Source organism: Staphylococcus intermedius NCTC 11048, assembly GCF_002902385.1.
GTDB classification, from domain to species: domain Bacteria; phylum Bacillota; class Bacilli; order Staphylococcales; family Staphylococcaceae; genus Staphylococcus; species Staphylococcus intermedius.
The window spans coordinates 111,738-129,750 of the sequence record NZ_PPQH01000009.1 but is presented as its reverse complement, the minus strand read 5'-3'; the positions used below and the strand labels follow the sequence as shown (position 1 = coordinate 129,750).

18 protein-coding genes are annotated in these 18,013 nt (G+C 37.5%); 8 read left to right on the top strand and 10 right to left on the bottom strand.

Going from position 1 to position 18,013, the window contains the following annotated elements; all coding sequences use genetic code 11:
- Positions 1-203 precede the first annotated feature (203 nt).
- On the top strand, positions 204-413 hold the full coding sequence (locus CD138_RS02630; RefSeq protein ID WP_019168554.1) for a DUF6007 family protein: 210 nt from the start codon (positions 204-206) through the stop codon (positions 411-413).
- 111 nt (positions 414-524) lie between these two features.
- On the top strand, positions 525-728 hold the full coding sequence (locus CD138_RS02625; protein ID WP_019168555.1) for a hypothetical protein: 204 nt from the start codon (positions 525-527) through the stop codon (positions 726-728).
- A 45-nt stretch (positions 729-773) separates the two neighbouring features.
- Here CD138_RS02625 and CD138_RS02620 read toward each other — a convergent pair whose 3' ends face one another.
- The 4 genes from CD138_RS02620 to norA form a co-directional block, all read right to left on the bottom strand.
- Positions 774-953 carry a VraH family peptide resistance protein gene (locus tag CD138_RS02620; protein ID WP_026066852.1) on the bottom strand — a complete coding sequence of 60 codons (180 nt, stop codon included), beginning with the start codon at positions 951-953 and terminating at the stop codon, positions 774-776.
- Between the two features lie 143 nt (positions 954-1,096).
- Positions 1,097-1,582: a Cys-tRNA(Pro) deacylase gene (gene ybaK / locus CD138_RS02615; RefSeq protein ID WP_019168557.1), complete on the bottom strand. Its 486-nt coding sequence runs from the start codon at positions 1,580-1,582 to the stop codon at positions 1,097-1,099.
- 22 nt (positions 1,583-1,604) lie between these two features.
- Entirely contained in the window at positions 1,605-3,929 is a 2,325-nt protein-coding gene (locus CD138_RS02610) for a CDP-glycerol glycerophosphotransferase family protein (protein ID WP_019168558.1), read from the bottom strand.
- A gap of 138 nt (positions 3,930-4,067) precedes the next feature.
- Positions 4,068-5,234, bottom strand: coding sequence for a multidrug efflux MFS transporter NorA (gene norA, locus CD138_RS02605; protein ID WP_019168559.1), 1,167 nt, complete (start codon positions 5,232-5,234; stop codon positions 4,068-4,070).
- Positions 5,235-5,539: 305 nt separating this feature from the next.
- Here norA and CD138_RS02600 point away from each other — a divergent pair, with 305 nt between their 5' ends.
- Complete coding sequence (locus CD138_RS02600; protein WP_019168560.1) at positions 5,540-6,157, top strand: DUF1361 domain-containing protein; 618 nt, start codon at positions 5,540-5,542, stop codon at positions 6,155-6,157.
- A 309-nt stretch (positions 6,158-6,466) separates the two neighbouring features.
- The gene (locus CD138_RS02590; protein ID WP_241520310.1) at positions 6,467-7,171 is read left to right on the top strand and encodes a CPBP family intramembrane glutamic endopeptidase; all 705 of its coding nucleotides are present in this window, start codon (positions 6,467-6,469) and stop codon (positions 7,169-7,171) included.
- A gap of 122 nt (positions 7,172-7,293) precedes the next feature.
- Here CD138_RS02590 and mdh read toward each other — a convergent pair whose 3' ends face one another.
- From mdh to CD138_RS02570, 4 genes are all read right to left on the bottom strand, one after another.
- Positions 7,294-8,232, bottom strand: coding sequence for a malate dehydrogenase (gene mdh, locus CD138_RS02585; RefSeq protein ID WP_019168563.1), 939 nt, complete (start codon positions 8,230-8,232; stop codon positions 7,294-7,296).
- Positions 8,233-8,476: 244 nt separating this feature from the next.
- Positions 8,477-8,758 (bottom strand): hypothetical protein, encoded by a 282-nt coding sequence (locus CD138_RS02580; protein WP_019168564.1) that lies wholly within the window; start codon positions 8,756-8,758, stop codon positions 8,477-8,479.
- A gap of 82 nt (positions 8,759-8,840) precedes the next feature.
- The gene (locus CD138_RS02575; protein WP_019168565.1) at positions 8,841-9,749 is read right to left on the bottom strand and encodes an aldo/keto reductase; all 909 of its coding nucleotides are present in this window, start codon (positions 9,747-9,749) and stop codon (positions 8,841-8,843) included.
- Between the two features lie 26 nt (positions 9,750-9,775).
- Positions 9,776-10,705, bottom strand: a complete 930-nt coding sequence (locus CD138_RS02570) for a CobW family GTP-binding protein (RefSeq protein WP_019168566.1) — start codon at positions 10,703-10,705, stop codon at positions 9,776-9,778.
- A gap of 226 nt (positions 10,706-10,931) precedes the next feature.
- On the opposite strand from CD138_RS02570, the gene mgrA reads away from it, so the two are divergent.
- The gene (gene mgrA / locus CD138_RS02565) at positions 10,932-11,369 is read left to right on the top strand and encodes a global transcriptional regulator MgrA (protein ID WP_019168567.1); all 438 of its coding nucleotides are present in this window, start codon (positions 10,932-10,934) and stop codon (positions 11,367-11,369) included.
- Between the two features lie 388 nt (positions 11,370-11,757).
- On the opposite strand, the gene CD138_RS02560 is transcribed toward mgrA, so the two are convergent.
- Both CD138_RS02560 and CD138_RS02555 read right to left on the bottom strand, forming a co-directional pair.
- A complete protein-coding gene (locus CD138_RS02560; protein ID WP_019168568.1) occupies positions 11,758-13,419 on the bottom strand; it encodes an amino acid ABC transporter ATP-binding/permease protein in 1,662 nt (553 codons plus the stop codon).
- Entirely contained in the window at positions 13,420-15,057 is a 1,638-nt protein-coding gene (locus tag CD138_RS02555) for an ABC transporter ATP-binding protein/permease (RefSeq protein WP_019168569.1), read from the bottom strand.
- A 277-nt stretch (positions 15,058-15,334) separates the two neighbouring features.
- Here CD138_RS02555 and CD138_RS02550 point away from each other — a divergent pair, with 277 nt between their 5' ends.
- The 3 genes from CD138_RS02550 to CD138_RS02540 all read left to right on the top strand — a co-directional run bounded on the left by CD138_RS02550 (position 15,335) and on the right by CD138_RS02540 (position 18,011).
- The gene (locus tag CD138_RS02550; protein WP_019168570.1) at positions 15,335-16,189 is read left to right on the top strand and encodes an undecaprenyl-diphosphate phosphatase; all 855 of its coding nucleotides are present in this window, start codon (positions 15,335-15,337) and stop codon (positions 16,187-16,189) included.
- 385 nt (positions 16,190-16,574) lie between these two features.
- Positions 16,575-17,564: a hypothetical protein gene (locus CD138_RS02545; protein ID WP_019168571.1), complete on the top strand. Its 990-nt coding sequence runs from the start codon at positions 16,575-16,577 to the stop codon at positions 17,562-17,564.
- Positions 17,565-18,011: a YaiI/YqxD family protein gene (locus CD138_RS02540; protein ID WP_019168572.1), complete on the top strand. Its 447-nt coding sequence runs from the start codon at positions 17,565-17,567 to the stop codon at positions 18,009-18,011.
- Positions 18,012-18,013 lie beyond the last annotated feature (2 nt).

Genomic DNA, 18,013 nt, shown 5'->3' with positions numbered 1-18,013 from the left:
ATTAATTTTCAAAAACAGTCACGAAACAATAAAAAAGGACAAATTTCAGTCACAATCAATCAAATATACCCTTAAAATCTTTCATTTTCGCTTGGGTTGAGATACATGAAATCACTATTCATCATCATGCAGTCATGCTATGATAAGGTTAAGTGGATCACATGTTATATCAATACATGATACGCAAAAGGAGCGTGCTAAATTTGAAAAAGGATCGACTTGATGAAGCATTGACAGGTATCGGCATTTTGGATTTGATTTTTGTTATTCCTTTCTTTGTACTCTTTTCTTATCTCCCGTCAGAGCATTGGTGGCAGTGGTTCATCAATATCATCATTGTCGTATTCTGTGCGTTGGGAGCAGCCTATCTTTTCAATACAATTAAGAATCGGTTCAAAAGTGAGCGTCATTGAAAGATTAGGATCGTGGGCAATGTCATCATGACCACGTTATTCAATCGAAATAGTTTCAATCTTTTGTTAAAATAATAGTAGATAAATAGGAGATTGAAGGGGGACGTGGTGATGCTAAAAAGTAAAGAAGCACGGCTGACCTCGCTAGTCATTTCTCTAGTGATTTTTATAGGTTTTGTCGTATTGGACATTGTAAATATTATGACAAAAGAATCAAATATTGCACTCATGTTAAGTGTTGTCAGTTTACTCGTTTTCTGGACGTTTATTATCATTGACATTTACATCATATACAAGCTAAAAAAAGAAGCGTGACCGACCTTTTTCGTCGCATCACGCTTCTTTTTTTATTTTATGATATTAATATCTTTCATACGCATAAGAGCCGATGACAGCACCAGCTGGAATACCGATAAATGGCGTAAAGATCATACTTAACAACACCATTGACACAATCATAATCACAAAACTTTTAGAACCGACCTTCATATCTAACAAATTTTCTTTAATACGGTCAAAATAATCTCTGACTCTCATCATCAACAACTCCATATTCGTCATTTTTAACTTCGCTACATCCCCATTCTATCATGTACGCATCGCTGAACACCTGAGTCCCGAGGCTTATCTCATTGTCAGACATTTGTTGTATATAACAACTGTGGCAAAGTATTATGTCTTACTTAATGGGATTGTATAACATCTTTCACTTCTGCACGGCTCATGTCAATTAAATCATGCGGTGCTAAGCCCATCTGCACACCACGTTGCCCTGCACTCACAAAGACCCTGTCGAGCAACCCAATCGTATCATTAATGACTGTCGGAAAATGTGTCTTCATTCCGATTGGGGAGCAACCACCACGCACGTAGCCTGTCACTTTCTTCAAATCATCAAGTGGCATCAAATGCAATTTCTTTTCGTTTACTGCTGCCGCTGCTGCTTTCATATCTAAATGCGCTGTCACTGGAATGACAAAGACAAAGTGTTCATGGTCTGCATTTTCAAGGACGAGCGTTTTGTACACTTCTGCACTATTCGCATTGATGAGCGCCGCCACTTCATGACCTTCAAGATGGCCTTCACCGATTTCAAACATTCGAATATCATAATCTACTTTCGCTCGATCCAATTGACGCATCGCATTCGTTTTCTTTTGTTTCGCCATAACCATACCTTCTTTCTATCATTTATCGTGCGAATATCGATTGCACAACTCGTTCATCAGAATCCAGTGCATCATACGTCATTAATTGTGTAATGACCGCTTGGTGGTCCACTGTTGACGTCGACTCAATATACTCTTGAATTTTTTCAACATCCGGCGTCACTTTTTGAATACTTGGAAATTCATGTATATCAAAATAAAAACCGACATCTTGTTGATAATTTACCGTATCTTCATCAAGAATTAAAATAGGACGATTTAAATGCGCATAATCAAACATGGCTGATGAATAGTCTGATATGAGGACATCTGAGATTAAATATAACTCTTGGATGTCCACCATTTCATTAAAAAAGCAATGCACACGCGGATGTAAGTTTTGATAGCGTTCACGTAAATGCCCTTCATTCGGATGCAACTTCACAATCATTTCATAAGATGCAGGAAGTCGTTCCAACAGTCCGACAATATCTAATTCTGACACAGATTCCCGTACATTTTTACGCCAAGTCGGGCAAAATAAAATGTACTTTTTAGATGCATCACGTTGAAATAAATACTTTTCTTGAATGTCCAACCATTTCGCTTCGTCATTTTGATAGCGTATTAACAAACTATTTCGAGGTGCCCCTTCACGTAAAATCGTTAAATTCGGGTGCGTATCAAGTCGGAATGCTGAGCGAATATAAGTTTCATAGCGTTCCGAAGATGATAACAAGACATCCCACTTTTGCATCCGTGGCGCAAATTGTTGGGCTTGTTTTTCACGTTCAACAGCGTCTACCAAATCGTTCACCATTCGTTTGAGTGGGAAACCATGCCATGTTTGAATGACTTGTTGCTCAGGATGTTTGACCAATCTGTCCCACAAATTACCGTTAATCACAACGTAACGACATTGTTCGAAAGCACGGATATAAGCACGTGTGCCAAAGCGTACAGGTGTCATGTTATAGCTACGGATTTCCATTTCCACTAACGGATCTGCCGCACTCACATAGATGGTTAACTCAGGATACATGCGCTTTATCGCACATACAATGGCTTTCGGATCTCCTGAAAAGTTTTTTCCATGGAATGATTCAATAAACACAGCCTTGTCAGACACATGACGCCGTTGATTTTGAAATTTTTTCACTTGTGCTTCAACGTTAAAGAGCCCTTTACGTGTCAATTGATACAATCGCGATCCTTTGCGAAACGGACTTTTCGGTGCTTGTTCTGCAGTCTCTTTCACTTTAACTGCTATATGTTTAGCCGTATTTTGTACGTATTGATAACGGGCTTTCATTTTCGGTTTTGCAATTTGTGACACATCGATTGTATGCTGTGCTGCAATGGCTTTAGTTTGACGGATTAACGCCTCCGTATCATGACTTTGCGCGAGTTGTTTACGGAAAGTCTCAACATCTGCTTCACGTTCTACATCCGTGTACGTACCATTGACCATTGCTACAATTTTCTCAGCGTCACTTTCTAATGATTTCGTGATCCAAGTGACCGCATGAAACGGCGCATAAATATCTTTCAACACATCGTCCTCGCCTGGATAAAGACAAACACGATTACCTTGTGCCATAGCTTCTAAAATAGAATAGCCGAATGTTTCATATGGCGACGTCGACACGTAAATATAATCTGTCGGCTCTGGTCCGTTAATATGGACATAATCTTCTAAATGATAAGCCACCACGAGATTTTCGTATAGTTCCAATGATGGCCCATAGCCTTGTAAATAAAGATGGATGTTTGTTTCATGTTGTGTATACACGAGATAGCGCATCAGCTTTAACACATACGAAATATCTTTAATTTCATCTTCAAAACGCGCTTTCATTAATAAATTGTGCGTTTGATGAACCGGTTGCTGTTGAAACTGCACATGCTGATGATTCACATACATCGGAAAAACGTACGGATAGTTATATCGCTGTTGAAACGCTTCGGTAATTTTCGGCGTACTCACACGCACCGCATCAAGTGCTTCTAATGCGAGATCCATTTGCGGGTTGATATACGCTAATGGACTGTGGATCTCGCCTAAAATAAGCATGTGTGGCGCACGATGCTTCACTTCTCGAGCAAATTTGAAAAAGTCCTCACGTGTTAAAATGAGCAAATCTGCTTGATTTAACGTCTCTGCCCCACGAAATGCGCTAAACTGTACGTCTTCAATTGCCGGTCCTTCTTCTGCTTTCAATTGAGCTACTTGCCGTTGACGAAAATGCATGTAGTTGACATATGTTACTTGATGACCTGCACGCAAAAAACTTTGGATTAAGTTAAGGTTACTTCGCGTTGTGCCACCTTTTTGAAAAATGTTATAGCCTAATATTTTAATGTGCATCACGTATTCGCTCCTACTTCTTCAGTTCAATTTCCAACATTATAACATGAAAAACAGTAGATGCTCGCATGACACCCTTGTTGTGATGATGTGTCAAATGCGCGATCTACTGTTCCATTTTACTTTTGATTTCGTTATTTAAGATTGTTTCAAATTTTGATGACGGCGTAACTGTCTTTCAATCATAATCACAATACAGCCGAGTAACATAAATATAATGGACATGTATAACGGATATTCAATGTTCACATCGTATAAACCGCCAGCAATCAGTGGTCCAATGAAATTCCCCATACTCGTAAATGTTGAATTCAGTCCACCCGCAAAGCCTTGACGATTCCCTGCAATATTGGAGAAATAATTCGTTAAAGCAGGTCGAATTAAGTCAAATCCGATAAACACGATGAAGCAAATCAACATCACGTGCCAATAACTATGCGCAAAAATCAGTAGCATGAGGACAAAAGCCGAATAAATTAAAGCATAAATAATAAATATCAGTTCACTCATGTGACGTATCATTTTATCAAATAAAAACACTTGGAAAATCGCGCCAAAAATACCGCCACCTGTAATCGCAATCGAAATATCAGCGGGTTGGAAATTCATTTTATCTGCCGTATACAATGGGAACAATGTTTCAAATGCAGATAAGCCAAATGCCAAAATCAACGTTAAAATAGCCGGTGTAATAAAGGCTTTATAATTAATTTTGCCGAGTTCTGTACTATCAAACTGCGGAAAGCCTTGTGTCGTTGTATGTTTTGGTGATTGAACGAACACTAACGTACAAATAAATGCTAAAACTCCAAGCACACCCGCAAAAACAAATGGTAAACGATGCGAAATCTCAGCTAAGAATCCACCGATCCCTGGTCCTAAAATAAAACCTGCTGAAATAATCGCAGACATGTAACCAAAATTGCGTGCTTTATCTTTTGGTGGAGAGAGATCCGCAATCAAACCTGTGACCCCTGGCATGATCATCCCTGCACTAAAGCCACCAAGGATACGAGATACAATCAGCAATGAAAAAGTATGACTTGCTGCAAATAAAAACTCAGAAATACTAAATAAAACTAAGCCAATACAAATAATGAGTTTTTTACCTAATCGATCAGCCAACGTCCCGCCAAAAGGTGAAATCAACATTTGAGCAAGTGCAAAAACGGCAACAAGTATTCCTAGATCTGCACCTGACAGCCCTAAATCTTTTAAATAAACAGGTAAGACAGGAATAATGAGCCCTATGCCTAAAAAGACGAGGAAAATATTTAAATATAAGATAATGAATTGCTTTTTCAAATGCACCACTCCTTTCGCTTCATTCAAAATATTACAACATTATATAACATTCAATTTACAAAAGAAAGTTTTGAAGCACTAAAATGAATAGATTTTAAAATTAAAAACATCAATATTTTTGCACCACTTTAATTTCAAATTCATGATGACTGCTATCACTTATTTGAATCGATGTATAGATAGAAAATGAGACACCACAGCCATGACTACAACTCGAGACCGATTCCGCTTTCAGTGACTGTAAAAAGTTTGAAACCGTCGAAATTAACAGTTATGCTATATACCTTACAGAAGGAGGTATCACCATGAATGCCCGATACATTGCGCGAATCACTTATGTGGTATTAATACTTATTTCAATACTTATTCCCAATCAGCTCAAATTTTTAACACTCAATGTATCTTTAGCTTACATTCCATTAGAATTGGCTTTTTTGATTAAACTGTTCATACCTAAGCGCGCTTTTGAATGGCCGCTTTTCATTATATATTTACTCATTTTCATATTAATGTTGCCCAATACGTTTTACATGGTGACAGATTTAATCCATTTGAATCAATTTGCATTTAACTTTTTAGCGGAACTCAATTTATATGAATGGCTCCATTTCACATTGCTCATCTCATCAGTCATCTTCGCACTTTATTGTTATGTGCTCATTGTGTTGGAAATCTATCATCTCATACAATCCACATTTTTACGTATCATTGCCCTATTTGGCGTAATGGTGTTGAATGGACTCGGTATATTTGTAGGACGCTTTTTACGTTTTCATAGTGTCCACATTATTAATCATCCATTTTCTGTCATCGCCTCAACATTGGAATCATTGAATCTTGAGGCTCTTATTTTTATATCATTGATCATATTGATACAAGCTTTACTATTTTTATTTGTGAAAGGAGTTCGAAGCAGGTCATGATTTCAACAGCATTACTCATCAGTGCGATAGTCATCTTTCAACTTCTTATCACTGTATTTTACTATTACATCGGCTGGCGAAAATTTTGGCCCCTCGTCATGCTCTTATTTCCTTTGGGCATTGCAGTATTTGGGATTCAAATGTTGTATTACGAACGATATTTTCCAAACTGGCAACTTCCCTTTAAAGTAAAATTATTGCTAAAATACAGTTATATTCTTACTTGCTTTCAATTCATAAGTTTATATTTATTGCTATTTGGCATTTAATGATTGTAGAAGCAAAGGACCTAGGAGGAAAATGATGAATATGTCTTCAAAGCAAGTCGCCTGGCGTGATTTATGGGCGATTGTCATCTATTTTTTAGCACAAATCATTATTGGTAATGTGTTCAGTCTTTTTTTAATACCTTACACACATATATCCGTCTCAATGTCACTGTTACTCGTCGGAATACTGACGTCGGTCTTTGTCATACTTTATTTGGCATGGTCACATCGTCACGGTTTGAAAACTAAAATCATCGGCGCAATTTCACAAAGTAAAAAGCATATCAAACTGATGATCAGCATATATGTCATCTATATGCTTGCGAACATGATTTTCACTTATGCGTTACAATTTTCACCTGAAGCGTGGCAATTTAAAGAAACTGGCAACCAAGAAGCACTCATGGTCTTTTTCCATCAACCTGCTTGGTTACCACTCGTATTTTTAAGTTTAGCCATTTTGACACCAATCACTGAAGAATTGCTTTTCCGTCATATTATTATTGGGGAGCTCGGTAAAAAATGGGGCGTCCTGTTCACTGGTTTAATTTCTATCGTTATTTTTGCAAGCTTACATATGTTCGCCGCTCACCACCCACTTGAAATTGTACCTTATATTTTCCTAGCAACGATGTTCGTCGTCGCTTACATTAAAAGTGGTTGCAATATTGCTGTGTCTATCTTCTTGCATATGTTTAACAATTCACTTGCATTTGTTGGCGTCCTTTTCCAAATCTTTTCATAATGACTAAAAACCCCTCGTCCAACCTAAAACGACGAGGGGTTGCTTTTATAAAATGATTTCAATGGCATGTGGGTTGAAATGTACGAATGAAAGCGTGCCACACGGTTCTACAAACCAATCTCCTATACACTTTTCAATGTCGCTTTCACATTTTCAACCGCTTCAGCTGAGCGTTTCAACTGTGCTTTTTCTTCATCTGTTAATTCTAATTCAATGATACGCTCCACACCGTTTGCACCTAATACGGTCGGCACGCCGATATAAATATCATTTAATTGATACTCCCCTTGACAATATGCAATCGTTGGCAATACACGCTTTTGATCTTCTAAAATTGCAATCAACATTTCATACACTGCTGCTGCTGGCGCATAATAAGCCGAACCCGTGCCTAACAGTTGAACAATTTCTGCGCCACCTTTACGCGTTCTTTCAACAATTTCTTCCATTTTTTCAGGTGGTAATAATTCATTAAGTGGGACACCGTTCACTTGACTATGACGCACTAAAGGCACCATTGTATCCCCATGGCCGCCTAACACCAATCCTGTCACATCATTCACCGCAACATCTAAGGCTTCCGCAACAAATGTATTAAATCTTGCAGTATCTAACACGCCTGATTGTCCGATTACACGTTCACTTGGAAAACCTGATGTACGATAAACTGTATACGTCATCGCATCAACCGGATTCGTTAAGACGATAATCGTACAGTTGGGTGAATATTGTACAATTTTCTTCGTCACTTCGACCATCACTTGTTCGTTCGTTTGGACTAAATCGTCACGACTCATCCCAGGTTGACGAGGAACTCCTGCAGTAATCACGACGACATCCGAGTCTTTCGTATCTGCATAATCGACCGTTGAATTGACATACACATTAAAACCTAAAATAGACCCACTTTGTTGCATGTCTAACGTTTTTCCTTTCATCACTGACGCATTCTTTTCACGGTCAACAATCAACACATCCGCGTTTCCATGAGAAGCAATAATAAATGCAAGTGTTGCGCCCGTATGACCTGATCCAATAATTGAAACCTTTTTTCGTCTCATATTCCAAAAACCCCCTTGTCTTTCATCACTTTTATTATATCATTGCATTTTTGTAAATGTATAACACCATTCACATTTTTACATGTAATCTTTGTGACAAATGCTAAAGAAATAAAAATAAGATGATGACACTTAATTTTTAGAGTAAAGGATTACGATTTGAAATAAAAAATAGTTTCTGAATGACATACAAAAAAACACGCCCTACAAAGAGAAATCCCTGTAAATGCGTGCTAACAGTCACCTAATGATATTTAAGTAACATGTATAGATATAGCGCAAATGCTCCCGCCATCAATAAGGTCATCATCAGTAAATACAATGTGGTGCGCCCATATTTGAATAAAAAAGCAACAAACATCGCAATAACGTTATACACCATAAAGATACCAAAAATAGTGACGAGCCAAACAATATCTGGTGAAAAGATAAACATTAATGCAACGATAATACCAAAAATAATATACGGTATCGCGATGACATTACGTTTAAAACGACTGCGCTTCAATTTTTCCTCTTCTGTCATATCTTTCCCTCTCAATTCCTAATAATTACGTTTAATTGTACTAAAGATTGCTGTGCTGTGACTTCCTAGATATGTGACAATTTTATGGAATGTCATAGCCTTGTGCAGCAGTATAAATATCAAACCACTCTTGGTCATGTAATTCAAGTTGGAGACCATTAATCACTTCATCAACACGTTCAAGTCGCTCGGTTCCTAAAATCGGCATAATGTCAGCGGGATGCTTTTTAAACCACGCAGACACTACTGCTGCAATTGAAGTTTGATGTGTTTTTGCGATACGTGTTAATACCGGGAGTACGCGAGAAGCTACTGGATCGTTTTCATCAAACAATCGACCACCCGCAAAAGGTCCCCAAGCCATCAATTTTACACCTTCACGATACATATCATCAATTGTACCATCATGAAACGCTTCTAAATGGTATGGAGATACTTCAATTTGATTCACCGCTATATGAAATTTGTCGTCTTTTAAACAACGATTGAGCAACTCATATTGTGGCCGCTGAAAATTAGAAACACCAAATGACAACAATTTGCCTTCATTCACTAAGTCTTTTAATGCATCGGTAATTTCACACGGTTTCATCAGTGGTGACGGGCGATGAATCAGTAAACTATCCAAACACTCGACTTGAAACGATTTTAAAGAGCGTTCTACAGCGCGTTTAATATGTCGTTTACTTAAATCATAACGATGATCGGTTTGCTCTGGATAAATTTGATTTGGTAAGACAATCCCGCATTTAGTGACGATTTGAATTTGATCACGCAATTCAGGAGACAAAGCTAATGCGTCTCCAAACAATTTCTCAACTGTATACTGACCGTAAATATCGGCATGATCCATCGTTGTCACACCACGTTCAACCAATTCATGGATAAAACGGTTCATCTCTTGTGTTGATTTCTGCCATTGGTGCGCTCGAAAAAAACCTTGTATGATTCTAGAATATTTCACATGTTGATTGATAGTGATTTGATCCATTGAAACACCCCTTAAATAATCCATTATTAAGTAAATTGTAACATATCCAATTGATTTCTTAACATGGCCTTATCTAATTGCTCACCTATAATTATAATCGATGTTGGGAGTTTCAGATTGCCCACACTTTCAATAGACGGCAACCCTTCTGAATATTGAATCAAGAAAGTCTCTTCAGGCTGTTCACGCAAGCGAATGTAACCTTTTAAGCGCAATACGTTGTCGGGTAGCCTTAAAATAAATTGAACGAGTGCCTCTTGCGCAACCGGGCTGTCGAAATTGTATTGTAAACTCGTATAGTGCGCATGTGTATGACTGTGAAACGTCGCCACATCGATATTTTGTGCATTCGCACCTTTTTCAATAGTTTTCAATGTTTCACCATATTGCGTCAGAACAATGCGACTTTTCGGTGATAACTTCTTGATTTCTTCAATCATCACTTGAAGTTGAGCTTCATCTTCAATTAAATCTACTTTATTAATTAGTACCGTTTGACTCGCACGAATTTGATCTTCCATTAACGCCTTCGTTTGCGCGGTATTTTCATGTCTTTTCATAAATCTAACACTATCCACTAAGCCTATTGTTTCGATTGATGAAAATGCATGCGCTAATAAAGGGTCTTGACAGGCAACCAAAATATCAATTGGATTCGCGACACCCGTAGCTTCTACAATGATGTAATCCACCTCAGCATCACTTGTTAATTCGTACAAATGTGCAATTAATTCGTTTTGAATATCACAACAAATACATCCTTGTAAGGCTGATTGTTGTACATCAAATCGACTCAAAAGATGGCTGTCTACATCAAAATCACCAAATTCATTTACAATGAGTGCAACTTTCTCATCTTTTTTTAATATTTGCGTCATATAATGATTTAAGAATGTGGTTTTGCCACTTCCAAGAAATCCATGTATCAATATGAGTGATTTTTGTTTTTTAAACATAAATTTAATCCTTTCTCTCAAAAAATCTACAAATCTGTTACAATGTATGTATATGTCTGACTTTAAACTTGATAAAGTACACTTTATCTTCTAAAATTACTGCATGCTACATTTTAAGAATAGCATAGATTTAGGTAAGAACGGCTTAAATCACTCGATTATGGACGGATTCCCATTCATGATAGAAAAAGAGAAAACGGATAGAATGTCTGGAGGAGAACTAATTATGTCTGACCATTTAAACTTGAAAGAGCAAGTATGTTTTAGTTTGTATAATGCACAAAGGCAAGTTAATCGCTATTATTCAAACAAGATTTTCAAAAAATATAAGCTCACGTATCCGCAATTTTTAGTCTTAGAAATTTTATGGAACCAGTCCCCAGTAAATGTGAAAAAAGTCGTAACAGACTTAGCCCTTGATACTGGGACCGTATCACCTTTATTAAAACGTATGGAACAAACTGATTTGATTAAAAGAGAACGTTCTGAAATCGACCAACGCGAAGTATTTGTTCATTTAACTGAGAAAAGTAAAGCTATGGAACCAGAATTAGCAAATGCATCTCAACTCGTTGCAGAAGCTTCTTCTTTAACACCTGAAGAAATCAACGAACTTACTCGATTATTAGAAAAAGTCATTACAGCTTTTGATGAAAGTAAGTAAACGACTGAAATCGGTCACTACTTCCCGCTCATAAGAAGCCTTTTCGTATTGATATAGATAGACTTGTTTTAGGGGCCAATATCAATTTTAACATGAAGAAAGTATTGGGGCTTGTTATTATTGATATTAAAATCTATAACGTTTTTAATATGATAAAACTATATTGAAAGCTTATCATTTTTGTTTGACTGAGACATCCTTAGTTTATCTATACATACATAACCATCACTTAAAAAGCGCTTGAATGCCCACTATCGACATTCTGAGCGCTTTTTTACATATCTCATTGCCGGCATAACGATGATTTCTTCTTACGTTTCTCGAATACGCTTTCGACATGCTTAAAACAGCGTATTCATTTTTATATCATTGAATGAATATAACCTACCTATCTATGAACTTTCTCAGCTAAAAACTCTTCCGGTGTCATATCTCCTATAATTTTCCCTTCTTGCATTTGTATGATTCTATCAAATTGAGTTAAATAGTGTACATCATGTGTTGAAACGATGAGTGTCTCCGCTTGTTGATGCATTTGGTTCATGATATCTTGTGTATTTTCAATATCTAATGCTGTCGTCGGTTCATCAAGTAGCCAAATCGGACAATCTCGCAACATCAGGCGCGCAAATGCTAGTCTCTGAAATTCACCGCCCGACAATGTATTTTGATTGAATGTCACCATTCGATCTAACCCAATATGTTGCAAATGTAATTGATCAAGCACTGTCCGACATTGAGGCGTTGAAATATCAGTCAATAAATTTTCATATACTGTACCGTCATAAAAATGCGGTTGTTGTAACAATGTATTGAGCTGATGATAATACTGTGGCATGTCTAATTCATGCAGATCATGGTCCCCGACTAAAACTTGACCTTCACTAGGTGTATACAATCCCATTAACAATTGTAATAGCGTTGATTTACCTGAACCAGATGCCCCAACAATAGCGACATGTTCACCTTTATGAATGCGTAAGTTTAAATGTTGTACACTAGGTCGTTGTTGATGTTCGTAATAAAGTGTAACATCTTTCAATGTGAACAGAGATGAACCGGCAGAAATATCTTGGACATCTACCTTCTCTTTTCTAATCATTCCTTTTTGATGCCCCATCACTTCTGATAAGCTTTGTTGTGCTAAATCCGTCTCGCTTTTATAATCAGCGACTTGACTCATTGGCACAGCTTGTTCTAATAAAGTTAATATCATTAAAATAATGCTCGTCATATAGATGATATCTACTTGTTGTTGTGCGACCATTACGACAGCGAGCACGATACTGCTGAGTAATGCTGCCATACTTATCAAATGACGGATATAGTCGTAAATGAGGTGACTTCGTTGTGACAAATGCTCTGCTTGGCTAAATGCCACTTCATGATCGACTACCTGTGCATGATATTTTTGTTCACTCTTAAAACGTTTCAACTCATCGTAACCTAATATATAGTCAAAATACGTATGCATCCATCGTTGTCCTGTTTGATCAACATGTAGTCGCACACGTGTCGCTTTTTTCACCCGTAATGCGGGCAAAACGAATAAAGAAATGATGATTGTAACGACTAAAACGATGGCATGTACCCATGAAAAATAAATTAAAGTCACTGCTGAAATGAGCGTCGTTATACCAATGACAATAGGTGGATAATAGACGCGTAAATAGATATTCTGCAATGCTTCCACTTGCGTCACCATTCTACCAAGTAAATCACTTGATCGGAATTTACGAAAGACATCAGGGACAATCGGGATAAGCGCACGATAGAGCTGAACACGTACATCCCTTAACATCGTAAAAGTTGCACGGTGAGAGCGTAATCGTTCATAATATTTGGCTATCGCACGTATAAATCCAAATAATTTTACCGTTACAATCAAACCCATTAATGCGTATAATGGTGCGCCTAAAGCACTTTGAGTAATCATATAGCCACTTAAAAAGAACATGCCGAGCGCAACAAGACTTCCTAATACACCGATACAAATGGCCATAACAATATCTTTGTCCCACTTAATATTGATGACTTGTTGAAGTTTCATTTACTGTCCACCTCCATTTGGCGTTCGGGTTAACGAAAGTTGAATCTGATCATCATCCGACTGAATCGTACCGTCTGCAATATAAATACGTCGTGTCGCATGTTGAATGGTAGACTGACGGTGTGCAATGGTTAAACGCGTAGTTTGTTGAAAATGACGGTCTAATGTTTGTCCTATGACTTGTTCTGTTTCATTATCCAACCCTGCGACAGGTTCGTCTAAAACGACAAAATCAGGGTCTATCAATAACAATCTTGCTAACTCTATTCTTCTCATTTCACCACCGGATAACATTTCTCCACCTTCACCAATCAACGTTTCAATACCATCCTGAAACCTCTCGACAATTGGCATGAGCTGTACCGCTTCCAACGCTGCAATGATTTTTTCAGCAGGAACATCGTTAAATACAGCGACATTTTCTGCAATGGTTGCATTAAAAATATACGGATTTTGAGAAAGATAACCTATTTTCATCCCGTGACGTTGATAGGTGATATCCCCTTTTTGAGGCAATAGTTCGCCAATCAACAAGCGTACGAATGTGGATTTACCTGCACCACTTGGACCCACTAATGCAATACGGTCACCTTCAAAAATATCAAGATGCATCTCTGTTAATACCTGAGACGTCGTATTCGGATAGTGATATTGAAGATTTCGGACTTGAATGAGTGGCATTTGCTCTTCATCAACACCGATTTCATGTCCCGACTTATCTTCGCGTTCATCAAGAGCTGCATGAATGACGTCACTAGCGCCTTCACTTTCTTTTCCTGTATGAAAGGCGAGACCTAAATCTTTAATGGCGTTATAAAATTCTGGCGCCATAATCATCGCAATGGCAGCGGTACCGAAATGTATCGATTGGAATACAATCAAGCTTAAACCAACCTCTAAGGCAACTAAACCAATGCCTAACATACTAATAAATTCCAACATTAAACCAGATAAAAATGCACTTCTTAATATCGTCATCGTCTTATCACGAAATTGTGTGCTCTCATCATTAATCGTTGCTACTGCTTGTTCAGAACGGTTAAACAGTTTTAAAGTGACTAAACCTTTCGTCAAACTTAAGAACCGTTGACCAAATTGATTTAAAAATGTCATTTGATCTTTCGCATCATCACGTGTTTTCAAACCAAAAACAATATAAAAAACAGGAATAAATGGCGCCGTAACGAGCATAATTATAGCTGTGGGTATATGCACAAAAAGCATCGTTACAATGATAGCAAGTGGGATAAATGTCGATTTAAATACTTGAGGTAAATAGTTGCGATAAAACGGCAACATTTCAGACAAGGTCTCCGTCGCCATCGTCAATCTTTCACCAACTGCTTGTCGAGACACTTGATGTAATAAGCGGTGCCGAATCGTCTGTCGAACGCGATGTGCCAGCCGTTCCCCTAACCATCCATTCACAAAATCTAAAGTTGCGCGTAATATCAATACGAACGCTAGAAATCCAATCATGACCGACCATGTTGTAGATTGTTGCGTGAGTATGCGTTCTAAAATGATACCAATCGTCACATTTTGCGCAACGACTGAAAGTGCAAGACCAATACAAACGATAGCCATGAATACAGGCAAGATATAAAATTGCTTAGCCCACTGATGTAGTTGTTTCATCTCTAATTTCCGCCTCCATTTGTATGTGTCATTTCTCCATTTTACATGCTTAAAGTATCCCTTTCACGTGAAAAAATTCGACTATTTTTTGTCTGAGATGCTTCACTTGAAATGACACTGTACTATATCCACAACAATACCCCCAATGCCTTCTCTACTGCTCAAGATGTATCTTTCAAAAAATTTTAGTTATGATAAGACATCTTAATTGCGAATATGCTATCATATGCTATGTTATATAAAAATTTACACAAAAATGATTAAAGAGGGTTCCTGTATGTTATTTTTCGAATTAATTAAAGCCATTATTCTTGGTATCGTTGAAGGATTGACTGAGTTCGCTCCCGTCTCTTCAACAGGACATATGATTTTAGTCGATGATATGTGGTTGAAATCGACAGAGTTTTTAGGATCACAATCTGCTTTTACCTTTAAAATCGTCATACAACTCGGTTCAATTTTTGCTGCAGCATGGATTTTTCGTCACAAGTATTTCGAAATGTTACATATCGGTAAATACGCACCAGAACAACAGCCTGGTCGTCGTTCGAAACCACGTCGTTTAAATCTCTTACACATTTTTATAGGAATGATTCCAGCAGGTGTACTAGGTCTATTATTTGATGATTTGATTGAAAAATATTTATTTAGCGTGCCAACTGTACTGATCGGTTTATTCCTCGGTGCGATTTACATGATTATTGCTGATAAATTTAGTCTTAATGTTAAAAATCCAAAAACCTTGAATGAAATCACTTATTTTCAAGCATTTGTCATCGGACTTTCTCAAGCCGTTGCCATGTGGCCAGGGTTTTCGCGTTCTGGTTCGACAATTTCAACTGGGGTATTAATGAAATTAGACCACAAATCTGCTTCTGACTTCACGTTCATTATGGCAGTCCCTGTCATGTTAGCAGCAAGTGGCTTATCTATTATTAAACATTTAGATTATATCGAATTGGCACATATCCCATTCTATATTTTAGGATTCTTAGCTGCCTTTACTTTCGGTTTTATCTCAATCAAACTGTTCTTGAAATTGATTCAAAATGTTAAATTATTACCATTTGCGATTTACCGTATTGTACTTGTTGTCGTCATTGCTGTCGTGTATTTCGGCATCATTAAATAATCGAATATGCATTAAAGTATAAGAAAGGGGTTGAGACCACGAGTGTCTAGCCCCACTTTTTTATTTTGCAATACTGATAGTGTTTTAACACTGTGTACATCGCATATTTTGAGTCATTTGCATGAGGCCATATAGCTGAAAAAAGATGTCGTTATCGTCACTGCAGTTAAGTGAACCTATCACCCATAGTTTTAAAATGCCGAATAACCGAGTTGACTTTTTAAATTTTCATCAAAAAAAATGTACAATAATATTACAATACGAATTGAGCTTAACTTATCGAATTTTAGCGTCCAACAAAGTGCGACGTTCACCCTTTAGCGTTTATCGATGCAACGAAAAGGGTAAAAAATCATAAGTATACTCATAATTGGAGGCAACGTTCATGAATAAAACCATTAAAATGATGATCAATGTTTTACCTGTATTTCTAGTCCCACTCATCTTAGAGCGTAAAAAATTTAAAGAACATCCCGATGTCCAAAAAGTGACACAAACAACCGTGAATACTTCTAAAACTGTGGCACATCAAACAGGCCGTGTAGCGAATTCTGTGAAAGACACTGTCGTTTCAGGGTCAAGCCATTTAAAAAGTACGATTCAAACGAAAAAACGTCGTCATGATTACAATAAAGTAATGAAAAAAGAAGCAGAAATCCAACGTTACCATCGTCCTGAGAATGTACGTGCGCGTGGCAAAGCAATCGCTAAAGAAAATCGTAAAGAAATTGATAAATTAGCGAAAAACCTAGAAAAACACGTTGCCGAACGTCATAAAGAAGAAGATAAAGCATTGGATCAACGTCAAAAACAAATGATTAAAACAATGAAAAAAATGCAAAAATATGAAGAAAAAGTCGGCCATACACCAGGACAACTCGATGCTAAAACTGAGAAGCGTGCTGAAAAAATTGAAAAACGCAACAAAAAAGAAGTCGACAAAATGAATAAAAACTTAAAAAAGCATCTCGAACAACGTCATAAAAAAGAAGAAAAAGCTGCCAAAGCACGTGAAAAAGCGCTAAAGAAAAATATGAAAGATATGAAGAAGTATGAAGAACAGGCTGGGCATACGCCAGATGCAACACTTACAAATAGTTCAGTAACGTCAGACAAGACAGTTCAGTCACAATATCAACAAGAAAAGCAGCGCATTACGACGCTATCTGAACTCCAAACAACACAAAGTTCCACTGGCGAAAATCAACCTACAACGCGTAAACCAGGTCAAGTCGAAACTACTTCAGACAATGCACCTTTATATGAACAACATTATCAAAATATGGAGCGCCAAGTGCAAGACAGTGACACATTAAGACAAAATCAACAGTTAAATGACACATCTCAAAAATCAATGAAGAAGCAAGGACGATAAATGCGCGTATTAATAGATGGCGATGCTTGTCCAGTCGTCGATTCCATCGTTCGAATCACGGCTGAGACAGGCATTTTTGTATACTTATTTCGTAGCTATAGTCATTTTACTGTTCAGGATTTTCCTTCGCATGTTGAAGTTAAATATATCGATGGCGGGCGTGATGCTGTTGATTTTATGTTGCTCCAACATGCCAAACCCAATGATATTGTTGTCACACAAGACTATGGGTTGGCCAGCCTCGTCTTAGAAAAAGTCAAACACGTTTTGCATCATAACGGCCACATTTATACGCCTGAAAACATTGACCGCTTACTTGCACAACGGTACTTTCATCAGCAAGCACGTCGAAAAACAAAACGTCATCATAAAGGGCCACCTGCATTCGATCAAAAACAACGACTTAACTTTGAAACTTCATTTCGCCATTGCATTCAAACCCCATAGCT